The following is a 15032-nucleotide window of genomic DNA, read 5'->3' on the forward strand; positions in this document are numbered from 1 at the left end:
GAGCGGCTTGTGAGCACCACCGTCCACCAGGCATTCCTGGACACCGCGGCCCGGCATGGCGCCCGGCCCTTCCTGTGCATCCTGCCGGAAACCGCCGACATCTACGGCATCGGCGCCGGCGAGCTGGGCTACGCGCAGGCGGCCAGCGCCATCGAGACGCTGCGCGCGGCCTACGCCCGCGCCGGCTACGGCCACGGCCACCGCGCCGGCCTGCTGCTGGAGAACCGGCCGGCCTTCTTCCTGCACTGGTTCGCGCTGAACGCGCTGGGCGTGTCGGTGGTGCCGATCAATCCCGACCTGCGCGCGGCCGAACTGGAATACCTGACCGGCCATTCCGAGATCGCGCTGGTGGTGGCCCTGCCCGAGCGCCACGCCGACCTGCTGGCCGCCGCCGAGCGCGCCGGCCGGCCGCTGCGCGTGATGGGCCCGGACGACGCCCCGCCCGCCGCGCCCTTCCCCGCGCCGCTGGCGGGCACGCCCGACGCACTGACCGAATGCGCGCTGCTGTACACGTCCGGCACCACCGGCCGCCCCAAGGGCTGCATCCTGCCGAACCGCTATTTCCTGCACGCGGGCGGCTGGTACGCCCGCATCGGCGGCCTGGCCCAACTGCGCCCCGGCGAGGAACGCATGCTGACGCCGCTGCCGCTGGTGCACATGAACGCCATGGCCTATTCCGCCATGGCCATGGTGCTGACCGGCGGCTGCCTGATTCCGCTGGACCGCTTCCACCCCAAGACCTGGTGGGACAGCGTGCGCGATTCCGGCGCCACCGTGCTGCACTACCTGGGCGTGATGCCGGCGATCCTGATGAAGGCCGAACCCTCGGCGCGGGACCGGCAGCCGGCGATCCGCTTCGGCTTCGGCGCCGGGGTCGACCGCAAGCTGCATGAACCGTTCGAGGCGCGCTTCGGCTTCCCGTTGCTGGAAGCCTGGGCCATGACCGAGACCGGCGCCGGCGCCGTCATCATCGCCAACCAGGAGCCGCGCCACATCGGCAGCAGCTGCTTCGGCCGCGAAGAAGGCGACGTGGCGGTGCGCATCGTCGCCGACCACGGCGGCGAGGCCGCCGCCGGCGAGCCGGGCGAGCTGCTGGTGCGCCACGCCGGCGATGACCCGCGCTACGGCTTCTTCGCCGGCTACCTGAAGGACGCGGACGCCACCTCGCAGGCCTGGGAAGACGGCTGGTTCCACACCGGCGACATCGTGCGTCGCGAGGCCGACGGCGCCCTGCGCTTCGTCGACCGCAAGAAGAACGTGATCCGCCGCAGCGGCGAGAACATCTCGGCGGTGGAAGTCGAAAGCGTGCTGCTGCAGCATCCGCTGGTCAAAGCGGTGGCGGTGGCCGCCGTGCCCGACCCGGTGCGCGGCGACGAGGTGCTGGCTTGCGTAGTGGCGGAAACCGCGCCCGCCGACGCATCCGCCCGCGCCGACGCGGCCCGCGACATCGTGCAGTGGAGCCTGCAACAGCTGGCCTACTACAAGGCGCCCGGCTACGTCGCCTTCGTCGACAGCCTGCCGCTCACCACCACCAACAAGATCCAGCGCGGCGAAATGAAGGCGCTGGCGCCGACGCTGCCCGGCACCGCCCGCTGCGTCGACACCACCGCCATGAAGAAACGCCAGGAGCCGGCCCGATGACCCCGCCGCGCGCCCGCTACGACGGCGTGGTGGCGGCCCTGCCCGTCAGCATTCCGTATGAGCGCTACTCCACCCATGCCGCGCATTGGTGGCTGGGCCGCGCGCTGGGCGCGCTGATCCGCCAGGCCGGCATCGCCAAGACCGACGTCGACGGCCTGTGCGTGTCCAGCTTCACGCTGGCGCCGGACACCGCCGTGGGCCTGACCCAGCACCTGGGCATGAGCCCGCGCTGGCTCGACCATATCCCCATGGGCGGCGCCAGTGGCGTGGGCGCCCTGCGCCGCGCCGCGCGCGCGGTGCAGGCAGGCGACGCCGGCATCGTCGCCTGCCTCGCGGGCGACACCAACCAGGTCGACTCGTTCCGCAACACCGTCAGCCAGTTCTCGCGCTTCGCCCAGGACGCCGTCTACCCCTACGGCGCCGGCGGCCCCAACGCCAGCTTCGCGCTGCTGACCGCGCACTACATGCGCAGCACCGGCGCCACCCGCGAGGACTTCGGCAAGGTCTGCGTGGCGCAGCGCGACAACGCCCTGCGCTATCCGCCCGCGTTGATGAAAAAGCCGCTGACGCTCAAGCAGTACCTGGACGCGCGCGTCATCACCGACCCGATCCACCTGTTCGACTGCGTCATGCCCTGCGCCGGCGCCGACGGCTTCCTGGTCATGAGCGAAGACCGGGCGCGGGCGCTGAACCTGCCCTACGCCCGCATCCTGTCCACCATCGAGCGCCACAACGCCTGGATCGAGGACCCGATCCAGACCCGCGGCGGCTGGACCATGGACATCGACGAACTCTACGGCATGGCCGGCGCGGCCCCCGCCGACATGGATTTCCTGCAGGCCTACGACGACTACCCGGTCATCAACCTGATGCAGATGGAAGACCTGGGCTTCTGCGCCAAGGGCGAGGCGCCGCGATTCGTGCGCGCCAACACCTTCACCGTCGACGGCAGCTTGCCGTTCAACACCAACGGCGGCCAGCTGTCGGTGGGCCAGGCCGGCGCCGCCGGCGGCTATCTCGGCATGGTCGAGGCGCTGCGCCAGCTGACTGGCACCGCCGGCGGCACCCAGGTGGCCGACGCGCGCCTGGGGTTGGTCAGCGGCTTCGGCATGATCAATTACGACCGCGGGCTGTGCACCGCCGCGGCCATCCTGGCCAGGAGCGACGCATGACCGAGCCGCTAGCCAAGCCGCCACGCAAGAATCCCGTGGCGCGTACGCGCCAGCCGACCCTGCCGCCCGGCGCCCGCAGCCGCGCGGCGCTGGGGCTGACCGCCGCGGCCGCCGAGGGCCGCTTCGAACTGCAGACCTGCGCCGATTGCGGCGCGGTGCAATACCCGCCGCGCGAAGTCTGCGGCCATTGCCTGTCGGAACACCTGCCCTGGCGGCCGGTGGACCCGCACGGCGAGCTGCTGGTCAGCACCACCCTGCATCACAGCAACGACCTCTATTTCCGTGAACGCCTGCCGTGGCGCGTGGGCACGGTGCGCATGGACGCCGGCCCGTCGGTGGTGGCGCACGTGCACCAGGACTGCGCCGACGGCGCCCGCGTGCGGCTGGCGCTGAAACTGGACCGCGGCGGCCAGGCCGTGATGATCGCCCTGCCCGAAAGGAATACGCCCAACATGGAAGACGACAAGACCCTGCGCGAGACCTCGTGCGATCCGAAATTCCGCCGGGCGCTGGTCACCGACGGCAAGTCGGCGGTGGGCATGGCGGTGGCGCGCGCCCTGCTGGACGCCGGCAGCCCGACGGTGTTCGTCGGCGATCCGCAGACCTGGCGCCGCGACGCCGCCTTCGACGCGCTGGCGGCCGATCCGCGGGTGCAGGCGCTGGCGCTGGACGTGACCGATGGCGATTCGGTCGAGCGCGCGGCCGCGTCGATCGGCGGCAAGGTCGAGATCCTCGTCAACACCGCCGACCTGGAACGCGAAGGCGGCCTGCTCGGCCGCAAGGACGTCAACACCGCCCGTGACGCGATGGACGTCAACGTGCTGGGCCTGATGCGGCTGGCGCAGGGCTTCGGCCCGGCGCTGTGCGGCCGCGCCGCCGACGGCGTCAACAACGCCACGGCCTGGGTCAACGTGCTGTCGATCTACGCCCACGTCAACCTGCCCGCGCGCGGCATGTGGTCGGCCTCCAAGGCCGCCGCGCTGTCGCTGGCGCAATGCCTGCGGGCCGAGCTGCGGCCGGCCGGCGTGCGCGTGGTGAATGTGTTTCCCGGCCCGGTGGACCACGAATGGGAGCAGCGCACGCCGCCCCCGCGCGTGGCCCCTGCGGCGATCGCGGGCGCCATCGTGCGCGCGCTGAAGGAAGGCGTCGAGGACGTGTACGTCGGCGACGTGGCACAGGAATTCCGCGCGCGGCTGGCGGAAAACCCCAAGGGACTGGAACGCGAACTGGGCGCCTGACGCCCCGACCCGAAAACCAAAGGAGCAACAGATGAGCCAACCCATACTTGCGCAATTCATGACCGAACTGGTGTCGGGCCGCATCCGCCTGGTGGACCTGACCGAGACGCTGACGCCCGAATTCCCCACCATCGTGCTGCCGCCGGAATTCGGCCAGGCCTGGCCCTTCCGCATCGAGGAAATCTCGCGCTATGACGAGCGCGGCCCGGCCTGGTACTGGAACAACTTCTCCTGCTCCGAGCACACCGGCACCCACTTCGACGCGCCGGTGCACTGGGTCACCGGCAAGGACCAGCCCGACAACACCGTCGACACCATCCCGGTCGAGGCCTTCATCGCCGGCGCCAGCGTCATCGACTGTTCGGCCGAGGCCCGCGACAACCCCGACTTCCTGCTGACCATCGACTTCGTCAAGAAGTGGGAGGAACAGCACGGCCGCATCCCGGCCCGTTCCTGGGTGCTGATGCGCACCGACTGGTCCAAGCGCGCCAAGCCGGCCGAATACCTGAACATGAAGGAAGACGGCGCCCACTCGCCCGGCCCCGACGCCGAGGTGGTGCCGTGGCTCATCAAGGAACGCGACGTGCACGGCTTCGGCACCGAGTCGGTGGGCACCGACGCCGGCCAGGCCCATCACCTGAACCCGCCCTACCCCTGCCACTACTTCATGCACGGCAACAACCGCTACGGCCTGCAGTGCCTGACCAATCTGGACCAGCTGCCGCCCACCGGCGCGGTGATCTTCTCGGCGCCGCTCAAGATCCGCAGCGGCTCGGGCAGTCCGCTGCGGGTGCTGGCGCTGGCGCCGCGCGCCTGAGCGGCCGTCGATAACAACAGAACACAGGGGGATCCACCATGACGCAAACCAACGTCGCCATCGTCACCGGCGGCAGCGCCGGCATCGGCGCCGAGATCTGCCGCAGCATGCTCGACGCGGACTATGAGGTGATCTCGATGGCGCGCCGCGCCGCCGACTTCAGCCACCCGCGCCTGCACAACGTGCAGGTCGACCTGCTGGACGCCGACGCCACCGCCCAGGCCGGCGCCGAGATCGCCGCGCGCTTTCCGGTCAGCCACGTTATCCACAACGCCGGCGTCATCTGGCCCAACCTGCTGCCGCAGGTGACCCAGGAGGAACTGCACGGCCTGACCCAGATCCACCTGGGCGCGGCCATCAGCCTGGTGCAGGCGGCGCTGCCCGGCATGCAGGAGCGCAAGTTCGGCCGCATCGTCATGATGTCCTCGCGCGGCGCGCTGGGCCTGCCCACCCGCACCGCCTATTCCGCCACCAAGGCCGGCATGGTCGGCATGGCGCGCACCTGGTCGCTGGAATTGGCGCCCTACGGCATCACCGTCAACGTGGTGGCCCCGGGCCCGATCCAGACCGACATGTTCTACGAAGTGATCGAACCCGGCAGCGAACGCGAAAGGCAGCTGGCCAACGGCATCCCGGTCAAGCGCCTGGGACGCTCGGACGACGTGGCGCGGGCGGTGATGTTCTTCGCCGACCCGGCCAACAGCTTCGTCACCGGCCAGACGCTGTTCGTCTGCGGCGGCGCCAGCGTCAGTTCCATCACCATCTGACCGGCGTCCCACGCATCCGCTTCGGGTTTTGACGGATAGGTAAGCACGGAGACCGGGTCTACAGTGCAGTGCCTCGCCTCTCAGAAAGTTGAAGCCAAAAGCAATTTCCGCGGTATCCGTTTTCTCCGTTTTCCAGCCGCACCCACTCTGCCCCCTATCCGGAGGTTTTGCCATGCTGTCGAAGAAACTCCCCCTGGCCGCCGCCGTGCTGGCCACGCTGGTCTCCCTGCCCGTCCTGGCCCAGGTCAAGGTCGGCGTGGTCACCTCGTCCACCGGCCCCACCGCGCTGGTCGGCATTCCGCAAAAGAACACCGTGCCGCTGCTGCCCAAGAAGATCGGCGACCTGACCGTGGAATACATCTCGCTGGATGACGCCAGCGATTCCACCAACTCGGTCACCGCCTTCAAGAAGCTGATCACCGAGCAGAACGTGGACGCCCTGATCGGGCCGTCGGGCTCGCCCAACGCCATGGGCGTGATCCAGTTCGCCGCCGAGGCCGGCGTGCCGATGCTGGCGCCGGTGGGCACCGCCGCCGTCGTGCTGCCGATGAACGAGCAGAAGAAGTGGGTCTTCAAGACCACCCAGAACGACGACATCATTGCCCGCGCGCTGGTCGACCACATGGCCAAGACCGGCATCAAGACGGTCGGCTTCATCGGCCTGAACGATCCCTATGGCGAGAACTGGTACAAGGTGTTCTCCGGCCTGGCGGCGGAAAAGGGCATCAAGCTCACCGCCAACGAGCGCTACCTGCGCTTTGACAGCTCGGTCACCGGCCAGGCCCTGAAGATCCTGGCGGCCAAGCCGGACGCGGTGCTGATCGCCGCCCCCGGCGCCGCCAGCGTGCTGCCGCAGACGACGCTGTTCGACCAGGGCTACAAGGGCAAGTTCTACCAGACCCACGGCGCCGCGCTGCCCGACTTCCTCAAGCTCGGCGGCAAGAAGGTCGAAGGCACCGTGCTGGCGGCCAGCCTGATGCTGGTGCTGCCGGAAATGCCCGACAGCAATCCGTCCAAGAAGGTCGCCAGCGACTACATCGCCGCCTACGAGAAGCTCAACGGCTCCAAGCCCGCCACCTTCGGCGCCAACGTCTACGACGCCGGCCTGTTGCTGGAAAAGGCCGTCCCGCTGGCCGAAAAGGCCGGCAAGCCGGGCACCAAGGAGTTCCGCAGCGCGCTACGCGACGCGCTGGAGCAGACCCGCGAGCTGGTCGGCACCCAGGGCGTCTACAACATGAGCGCCGCCGACCACAGCGGCTTCGACGACCGCGGCCGCGAACTCATCACCGTCAAGGACGGCAACTGGACACTGGTGAAGTAAAGCCTCCCCTTGAACGCTGCCCCATCTAGATGCCGCGGAGCCGGCTTTGCCGGTCCGCAGGCATGCCCCCCGGGGGAGGCGCGCAGCGCTTCGGGGGGTGATATTTGTCCGTTATCCGGAAGTACCGATGAATGCTCAGATCGCCCTGATACTCGGGCAGGATGGCATCACCAATGGCGCCATCTACGCGCTGCTGGCCTTGTCCATCCTGCTGGTCTTTACCGTTACCCGCGTGCTGTTCATCCCCCAGGGCGAGTTCGTCGCCTTCGGCGCGCTCACCATGGCCGCGCTGCAGGCCGGCAAACCGGTGCTGCTGGTGTGGCTGCTGCTGGCCTTCGCCCTGGCCGAGGCCGTGGCCGACCTGATGGCGCGCGCCAAACGGCCCGGCCGCCGCGCGCCGTTGTGGCGCATCGCCGCCAAGGTGGCGTACCCGCTGGCGCTGGCCGCGCTGTTCTACCGCCTGCCGCTGGCGCAGCTGCCGATGGCCGCGCAGGCGCTGCTGACGCTGTTGCTGGTGGTGCCGATGGGCCCGCAGCTGTACCGCCTGTTCTATCAGCCGATCGCCTCGGCCTCGACGCTGGTGCTGCTGATCGTGTCGATCGCGGTGCACCTGGCGCTGGTCGGCCTGGGCCTGTTGGCCTTCGGCGCCGAGGGCGCGCGCACCGCGCCATTCAGCGACGCCAGCCTGACGCTGGGCCCGGTCAACGTCAACAGCCAGGCGCTGTGGGTGGTGGCGGTGTCGGCGCTGCTGATCGTGGTGCTGTACCAGTTCTTCGAGCGCTCGATGTACGGCAAGGCGCTGCGCGCCGCCGCCTTCAACCGGCTCGGCGCCCGCCTGATGGGCATTTCGCCGGTGTTCGCCGGCAAGGCCACGTTCTTCCTGGCGGCGCTGATCGGCACCGTCTCGGGCATCCTGATCGCGCCCATCACCACCATGTATTTCGATTCCGGCTTCATGGTCAGCCTGAAGGGCTTCGTCGGCGCCATCATCGGCGGCCTGGTGAGCTACCCGCTGGCCGCCGCCGGCGCCGTGCTGGTCGGCCTGATCGAGGCCTTCTCCTCGTTCTGGGCCAGCGCCTACAAGGAGATCATCGTCTTCACGCTGATCATCCCCGTGCTGCTCTGGCGCTCCCTGAAAAGCCACCACGTCGAGGAAGAAGAAGAATGACCCCGCGCCACCTCGTCCTCGTGTTCCTGGCGCTGCTGGCGGCCGCGCCGCTGGCGTTGCCGCCGTTCTACGTCACGCTGCTGAACTACATCGGCCTGTACGCCATGGTGGCGCTGGGGCTGGTTCTGCTGACCGGCGTCGGCGGCCTGACCAGCTTCGGCCAGGCCGCCTTCGTCGGCATCGGCGCCTACACCACCGCGCTGCTCACCACCCGCGCCGACGCCCTGCCCGCCTGGCTGGCGTGGCTCGGCGCCTCGCCCTGGCTGACGCTGCTGGCCGGCCTGTTGCTGACGCTGGTGGTGGCCTACCTGCTGGGCGCCATCACGCTCAAGCTGTCCGGCCACTTCCTGCCGCTGGGCACCATCGCCTGGGGCCTGTCGCTGTACTTCGCCTTCGGCTCGGTCGAAGGCCTGGGCGGCCATACCGGCATCCCCGACGTGCCGGCCATCCACCTGTTCGGCTGGGCGCTGACGCAGGGCGATGAGATCTACTACCTGATCTGGGCCTTCCTGCTGGTGGCCATGTGGTCGACCAGCAATCTGCTCGACTCGCGCGAGGGCCGCGCCATCCGCGCCCTCAAGGGCGGCCGTGTCATGGCCGAGTCGATGGGCGTGGACACGGCCCGCTCGCGCATGGTGATCTTCATCATCGCCGCGCTGCAGGCCTGCGCCTCGGGCTGGCTGTACGCGCACATGCAGCGCTTCGTCAATCCGAACCCGTTCGGCCTGCAGATGGGCATCGAATACCTGTTCATGACCGTCATCGGCGGCGCCGGCCAGGTGTGGGGCGCGCTGGTGGGCGCCGGCGTGTTCACGGTGCTCAAGCAATGGCTGCAGGACTGGCTGCCCAAGCTGCTGGGCCAGACCGGCAACTTCGAAGTGATCGTGTTCGGCTTCGGCATGGTGCTGCTGCTGCACCGCTTCCGCGGCGGCCTGTGGCCGGTGCTGGCGCGCTGCGTGCCGGTGCGCAAGCGCCTGCGCCAGATCGACGGCCAGGCCGAGCCGCTGCCGCGCAAGCCCATGCCGCCGCGCGGCGAGGTGGTGCTGAAGGCGGTCGACGTGACCCGCAAGTTCGGCGGCCTGGTCGCCAACAACGCCATGAACCTTGAGATCCGCGCCGGCGAGATCCTGGCGCTGATCGGCCCCAACGGCGCCGGCAAGAGCACCATGTTCAACCAGATCTCGGGCGTCGACACGCCCACCTCCGGCCAGGTCACACTGCTGGGCCAGCAAGTGGCCGGCGCCGGCGCGCGCCGCATCGCCCGCCTGGGCCTGTCGCGCACCTTCCAGCACGTGCGCCTGCTGGGCCGCATGAGCGTGCTGGAAAACGTCGCCATCGGCGCCCACCTGCGCGGCCATCGCGGCGTGCTGCCGGCCGCCTGGCGGCTGGACCGCGTCGAAGAGGCCCGGCTGCTGGCCGAGGCCGCGCGCCAGGTCGAGCGCGTCGGCCTGGGCAAGCACCTGCACGACGAGGCCGGCTCGCTGGCGCTGGGCCAGCAACGCATCCTGGAGATCGCGCGGGCGCTGGCGTCGGATCCCTGCATCCTGCTGCTGGACGAACCGGCCGCCGGCCTGCGCTACCAGGAAAAGCGCGAACTGGCCGAACTGCTGAAAAAGCTGCGGGCCGAGGGCATGGCGATCCTGCTGGTCGAGCACGACATGGATTTCGTGATGGGCCTGGTGGATCGCGTGGTGGTGATGGACTTCGGCGAGAAGATCGCCGAGGGCCTGCCGGCCGAGATCCAGCACAACCCCGCGGTGCTGGAAGCCTATCTGGGCGGAGTGGAATGATGAGCGCGAAACTGCTGGAAGTGCGCGACCTGCGCGTGGCCTACGACAAGGTCGAGGCCGTCTCGGGCGTCAGCCTGTCGGTGGACGAGGGCAAGATCGTCACCGTCATCGGCCCCAACGGCGCCGGCAAGACTACCCTGCTGTCGGCCATCATGGGCGTGCTGCCCTCCCGCGGCGAGATCGTGTTCGGCGGCAGGCGCCAGGAACACGCCGAGATCGAGGAGATGGTGGCGGCCGGCATGAACCTGGTGCCGGAAAAGCGCGAGCTGTTCGCCGAGATGTCGGTGGAGGACAACCTGATGCTGGGCGCCTTCGACCGCTTCCGCCGCGGCCTGCGCGACCAGGACCAGACGCTGGCCGAGGTCTATGACCTGTTCCCGCGCCTGCGCGAACGCCGGGCGCAACTGTCGGGCACGCTGTCCGGCGGCGAACGCCAGATGCTGGCGGTGGGCCGCGCGCTGATGGCCAAGCCGCGCCTGCTGATGCTGGACGAACCCAGCCTGGGCCTGGCGCCGCGCATCGTGCGCGAGGTGTTCCGCATCGTCGAACAGCTGCGCGGCATGGGCGTGTCGATCCTGCTGATCGAGCAGAACGCGCGCGCCGCGTTGCAGGTGGCCGATTACGCCTACGTGCTGGAAACCGGCAGCGTCACGCTGGAAGGCCCCGCCGCCCAGGTCGCCGAAGACCCGCGCGTGGTCGAGGTCTACCTGGGCCTGGGCCACGCCGCGCCGGCCTCGGCATAGCGTCGCCGCAAGGCGGCCGCGGCGAACGCCCGGCCGCCGTTCAGGCCACGCCGCGCCGCCGGTCGCGGCGGTACAGCGCGTAGCCCAGCGGCCACATCATCCCCACCATCAGCCGCGCCCACGGGTTGGTCAGGCGATAGGCCTGCAGCGCCGTCGGCACGCCGGAATGCTTCAGGTGCAGCCGGAAGCGGGTGTAGCGCGCCGCGGCCATGATGAATTCGCGCGGCCGGAAACGGAAGAATTCCAGGTGGTGCTGCAGCATGTCCCAGGCCAGCAGGTACAGGCCCTGGGCATTGTTGGCCACCGACGTCGTACCCCGGCTCAGGCTGCCCGGGGTGTCGTGGTAGGTGCGCACCACCTGGTTGATGAAGCGGCTGAGGTAGCCGGCCCGCGCGATCGCCCACCACACCAGGCTCTCGGGCACGAAACCCGCCACGTTTTCGGGAAACGGATACTTCTTGAGGACGTCGGTGCGCATGCAGCCGAATTTCTCGCCCTTGATGCGGTAGCGGAAATACACGTCCACCGCCGTGCTGTCGAACACGTCCTGCGGATAGCGGTCGCCGACGATGCGGCCGTCGGGCCGGGCGCACAGGCCGGTCACCGCCACGTAGGAATCGCGCCGCGCCGGCGGAATAGCCTCCCAGGCCGCCTTGAACGTCGCCAGCGCCTCGGGCGGCATTTCGTCGTCGCTGTCGAGCGCCACGATCAGCTGGCCATGCGCTTCGCGCACGCCGCGGTTGAAGGCGGTTTTCTTGTGCTGGTTGTTCTGCCAGATGTAGCGAATGGGGAAACGGGCCCGCTGCTGCCAGTCGAGCACCGCTTCGTGGGTGTTGTCGGTGGAGCCATCGTCCACGATCACCCACTCGAAATCCCGGAATGTCTGGCGGGATAGCGATTCGTACACCCTGTGCAGCGTCCCCGCCCGGTTGTAGGTGGGCGTCAGGACGGTGAAGAACGTCGGCGTATCGATCATGCGAACTGGGCCCCTTGGCGATTCCGGATAACCGCTGCGGTCTTGGTATGGTGTTTTCGCCTGAAGTGTAGGGGATATGCCCACGGCAACTGATGCCACGGCATGCAAATTTGCAATCAAATCTGACAAGGTGCGGATTCCCGGACTGATTCCCATCCGCCGCGCCGGCGTTGGGAGCGGCGCCGGAGTGGCGTAAACTCGGGCGGCCCACACCGGAACGCCTATGGAAGCCCCGACCGTCCAGCTCAACGACATTGCCCTGTTTGTAGAAGTCGCCAAGCGCAAGAGTTTCAGCCTGGCCGCCCGGGCGCTGAACATGCCGACCTCGACGCTGTCGCGCCGCATCAACGAGCTGGAACGCGCGATCGGCCTGCGCCTCATCAACCGCAACACCCGCCGCCTCGACCTGACGGAAGCCGGCGCGGCCTACATGAGCCGCTGCCAGGGCCTGATCGACGAGGCCCGCCTGGCGCACGAACAACTGCAGGCGCTGTCGGGCGGCCCATCGGGCAATCTGCGGGTCTCGATGCCCTACAGCCTGGCGATCTGGCTGCTGCCGGAAACGATCAACGATTTCACGGACCACTATCCCGAGGTGGAGTGCGAGTTCGACCTGAGCATGATGACAGCGTCGGACGCCCAGGGCACGCCGTTCGACATCGTGCTGCGTTTCGGCCGCAACAGCGACTATCCGGTGGCCAACGCCGACAACGGCAACGGCGCGGCGCCCGCTCCCCGCAGCGACGGCGCGGTGGTGCAGGAACTGGTATCGCTGGACAACTATCTTTACGCGTCGGACCGCTATCTGGAACGCTTCGGCGAGCCGAAGACGCCGGCGGACCTGACGCAACACCAATGCCTGCGCACGACGATCGACGACGCGCATTCGTACTGGACGCTGCACAACGGCCGGGTGAGCGAGCAGGTGCCGGTGAGCGGGCATCTGGCGGCGAACAACATGAGCATCGCGGGGACGCTGGCGGGGCTGGATCTGGCGATTACGCGGATGCCGCATTGCCAGGCGCTGGATCCGATCATCAAGCGCAATTCGCTGCGGCGGGTGTTGCCGGGGTGGTCGGTGGATCCCATTTCCATCTATGTGGTTTATCCGTCGAGTATTCAGCCGGCTAAGACTCGGGCGTTTATGGATTTTATTCGGCCTAAGTTGGGGCCGGCTGGGTAGTTTTCTTTTCTGGGCGGTGGGTACTTTAGCCGCGCGTGGCGGGGGCGGTGCGGGAGGGCGGGGCTACGATTGCGGTCCGGAGCCTTCGCTCCGGACCGCAATCGTGGGCGCCCGCCACCCGGTCCGCCTGCCCGAGGGGCGGCCTACGAAGCACCATTACGTCCCCGTTAAATCACATCAGGACCTGAACCCCAAGAAAAGCCTCAAATTGGCACCCCCCCCACTTTCAGGCTAGAATGCCAAGTTACCCAATTCCCCCGCCAGCCCAGTATCCGGTTGTGCGGTCGGGTCGAAGCCTTGCCAAACCGCAAGACCCGCTTCGCCCCGCAAATCCGATTTCCGCAAATTCAACAGGAGAATCAACATGGCTGAACGCAAACGCGTGCGTCGCAACACCCTGGAACGCCGTTGCCTGGGCAAGGCCTTCAAGCGCTTGTTCGTCAAGTCGCCCAAGGGTGTGTTCAAGATGCTGGAAAAGATCAAGCGCGTCTAAATGACACGCCGGCCGCGCCAGGTTCCTGGCGTGCGGCCTGATCGAAAAAAATCCCCGCTGGTGCGAACCGGCGGGGATTTTTGTTTGGGCCGAAGGTTTGGATCGGCAGGCCGGATCGAACCTTCGCGGGCCGGGCGACGGCAGCCAGGCCCGCGCGAAGCGTCAGCCGCGCAGCTTCGCCAGCACCGCTTCGGCGCGCGGCAGCGGATTGACCGCGCCGTAGCCCAGCGTCGACAGCGCCGCCGCCACATTGGCGTAGCGCACCGCGTCGGCCCAATCGTCGCCCTGGCAACGGCGCGCCAGCAGGCTGCCGGCGAAGCAGTCGCCGGCGCCGGTCGCGTCCACCGCCTCCACCCGCAAAGCCGCCACCGGGGCGCGCGTCTTGCCGTCGTCGATGATCGAACCGTCCTTGCCCAGCTTCAGCACCACCACGCCGGTCGCCCCGGCGTCGCGGATCCAGTCCAGCGTGCGTTCGGGGTCGTCGTTGCCGGTCAGGTGCTGCATGTCGTCCATGCTCGGCAGGAACAGGTCGGCGTGGCACAGCGCCTCGCGCAGCACCGCGCGGGCCCGGTCCAGCGGCCACAGGCGCAGCCGCAGGTTCGAATCCAGGCTGACCTGCACGCCGGCCGCGCGGGCGCGGGCGATGGCGGCGAAGACCGTGTCGCAGGCGCTGGTGCTGATCGCCAGGCTGATGCCCGAGACATGCAGGAAACGGGCGCGCTCGATCAGGCCGCCGTCGAGCGTGGCCGGCGTCATCAGGCTGGCGGCGGAACCGCGGCGCAGATAGCTGAAGGCGTGGCCGTCGGGGCCGTGCTGCACGAAGTACAGGCCGGTGTGCGCGGTGGCGTCGATCTCGACGCCCGAGATATCCACACCCTCGGCGCGCCACAGCGCCAGGAACTGCGCGCCGAAGGCGTCATCGCCGACGCGCGTCAGGTAGGCGCAGCGCGCGCCCTGGCGGGCCGCGGCGATGACGGCGTTGGAGGTGTCGCCGCCGAAGCCTTGCAGGTATTGCTGCTGGTCCTGGTGCGTCTGGTTCAGTTCGACCAGCGGCTCGCCCAGCGCGACGATGTCGAAATCAGCCATGGGCGGCCTCGCGGGTGCGGGTGATCTGCGCCACCAGCGCGGCGGTGTCTCGCGCGGCGAAGGCGGCCTTGTCGTAGAGGTTGCTGCCGATGCCGACCAGGCCGGCGCCGGCGGCGAAGTACGACGCCATGTTCTCGGCCGTGACGCCGCCGGTGGGGCAGAACACCGTGTCCGGGTAGACCGACTTCAGCGCCGCCAAGTGCTTGGGCCCGCCGGTGTCGGCCGGGAACACCTTGACCACGTCGACCCCGGCGCGGCGCGCGGCCAGCACTTCGGTGGGCGTGAAGGCGCCCAGCAGGCACAAGGCGTCGGCGGCGTGCGCCAGGTCGACGATCTCGGTGGCCAGCGCCGGCGACACCAGGAAGTCGGCGCCGGCCACCAGGGCCTCGCGCGCCTGGGTCTCGTCCAGCACCGTGCCCACGCCCAGCAGCAGCGCGGGGCCGTGCTTGTCGCGCAGCGCGCGCACCAGGTCGGTGACGCCGGGAATGGTCCAGGTCAGTTCCAGCGTGGTGCAGCCGGCGGCCACGGCCACCTCGGCGGCATAGGCCGCGGTGGCGGCGTCCTGGTAGCGCAGCACGGGCACCACCCGGGCGGCGAGCAAGGCGTCGAGCTTCGAAGCAAGGGGAGCAGCAGTCAT

At 69.1% G+C, this 15032-nt stretch carries 14 protein-coding genes; 11 read left to right on the plus strand and 3 right to left on the minus strand.

Going from position 1 to position 15032, the window contains the following annotated elements:
- Positions 1–9 precede the first annotated feature (9 nt).
- From I6I07_RS01670 to I6I07_RS01710, 9 genes are all read left to right on the plus strand, one after another.
- Positions 10–1641 carry an AMP-binding protein gene (locus I6I07_RS01670; protein ID WP_198485485.1) on the plus strand — a complete coding sequence of 544 codons (1632 nt, stop codon included), beginning with the start codon at positions 10–12 and terminating at the stop codon, positions 1639–1641.
- Positions 1638–2813, plus strand: coding sequence for a thiolase family protein (locus tag I6I07_RS01675; protein ID WP_198485486.1), 1176 nt, complete (start codon positions 1638–1640; stop codon positions 2811–2813). Before I6I07_RS01670 ends, I6I07_RS01675 begins: the two co-directional genes overlap by 4 nt.
- Positions 2810–4051, plus strand: coding sequence for an SDR family NAD(P)-dependent oxidoreductase (locus I6I07_RS01680; protein WP_198485487.1), 1242 nt, complete (start codon positions 2810–2812; stop codon positions 4049–4051). The genes I6I07_RS01675 and I6I07_RS01680 overlap by 4 nt, the downstream gene beginning before the upstream one ends.
- Positions 4052–4082: 31 nt before the next feature.
- On the plus strand, positions 4083–4868 hold the full coding sequence (locus I6I07_RS01685) for a cyclase family protein (protein WP_198485488.1): 786 nt from the start codon (positions 4083–4085) through the stop codon (positions 4866–4868).
- 38 nt (positions 4869–4906) lie between these two features.
- Positions 4907–5635, plus strand: coding sequence for an SDR family NAD(P)-dependent oxidoreductase (locus tag I6I07_RS01690; RefSeq protein WP_198485489.1), 729 nt, complete (start codon positions 4907–4909; stop codon positions 5633–5635).
- Positions 5636–5807: 172 nt separating this feature from the next.
- Positions 5808–6956: an ABC transporter substrate-binding protein gene (locus tag I6I07_RS01695; RefSeq protein WP_198485490.1), complete on the plus strand. Its 1149-nt coding sequence runs from the start codon at positions 5808–5810 to the stop codon at positions 6954–6956.
- A 127-nt stretch (positions 6957–7083) separates the two neighbouring features.
- Positions 7084–8124 (plus strand): branched-chain amino acid ABC transporter permease, encoded by a 1041-nt coding sequence (locus tag I6I07_RS01700; protein WP_198485491.1) that lies wholly within the window; start codon positions 7084–7086, stop codon positions 8122–8124.
- Positions 8121–9914: an ABC transporter permease subunit gene (locus I6I07_RS01705; RefSeq protein ID WP_198485492.1), complete on the plus strand. Its 1794-nt coding sequence runs from the start codon at positions 8121–8123 to the stop codon at positions 9912–9914. Before I6I07_RS01700 ends, I6I07_RS01705 begins: the two co-directional genes overlap by 4 nt.
- Positions 9914–10657, plus strand: coding sequence for an ABC transporter ATP-binding protein (locus I6I07_RS01710; RefSeq protein WP_198485493.1), 744 nt, complete (start codon positions 9914–9916; stop codon positions 10655–10657). The genes I6I07_RS01705 and I6I07_RS01710 overlap by 1 nt, the downstream gene beginning before the upstream one ends.
- Before the next feature lie 40 nt (positions 10658–10697).
- Here I6I07_RS01710 and I6I07_RS01715 read toward each other — a convergent pair whose 3' ends face one another.
- A complete protein-coding gene (locus I6I07_RS01715; protein WP_198485494.1) occupies positions 10698–11633 on the minus strand; it encodes a glycosyltransferase family 2 protein in 936 nt (311 codons plus the stop codon).
- Positions 11634–11856: 223 nt separating this feature from the next.
- Here I6I07_RS01715 and I6I07_RS01720 point away from each other — a divergent pair, with 223 nt between their 5' ends.
- Together I6I07_RS01720 and I6I07_RS31825 are read left to right on the plus strand one after the other, a co-directional pair.
- Complete coding sequence (locus I6I07_RS01720; RefSeq protein ID WP_198485495.1) at positions 11857–12816, plus strand: LysR family transcriptional regulator; 960 nt, start codon at positions 11857–11859, stop codon at positions 12814–12816.
- Between the two features lie 364 nt (positions 12817–13180).
- Positions 13181–13309 carry a hypothetical protein gene (locus tag I6I07_RS31825; protein WP_006226408.1) on the plus strand — a complete coding sequence of 43 codons (129 nt, stop codon included), beginning with the start codon at positions 13181–13183 and terminating at the stop codon, positions 13307–13309.
- Positions 13310–13471: 162 nt separating this feature from the next.
- On the opposite strand, the gene I6I07_RS01725 is transcribed toward I6I07_RS31825, so the two are convergent.
- Both I6I07_RS01725 and I6I07_RS01730 read right to left on the minus strand, forming a co-directional pair.
- Positions 13472–14395, minus strand: a complete 924-nt coding sequence (locus I6I07_RS01725; protein ID WP_198485496.1) for a sugar kinase — start codon at positions 14393–14395, stop codon at positions 13472–13474.
- The gene (locus I6I07_RS01730; RefSeq protein ID WP_035360020.1) at positions 14388–15032 is read right to left on the minus strand and encodes a bifunctional 4-hydroxy-2-oxoglutarate aldolase/2-dehydro-3-deoxy-phosphogluconate aldolase; all 645 of its coding nucleotides are present in this window, start codon (positions 15030–15032) and stop codon (positions 14388–14390) included. The genes I6I07_RS01725 and I6I07_RS01730 overlap by 8 nt, the downstream gene beginning before the upstream one ends.

The organism is Achromobacter deleyi, from assembly GCF_016127315.1.
Lineage (GTDB): Bacteria > Pseudomonadota > Gammaproteobacteria > Burkholderiales > Burkholderiaceae_B > Achromobacter > Achromobacter insuavis_A.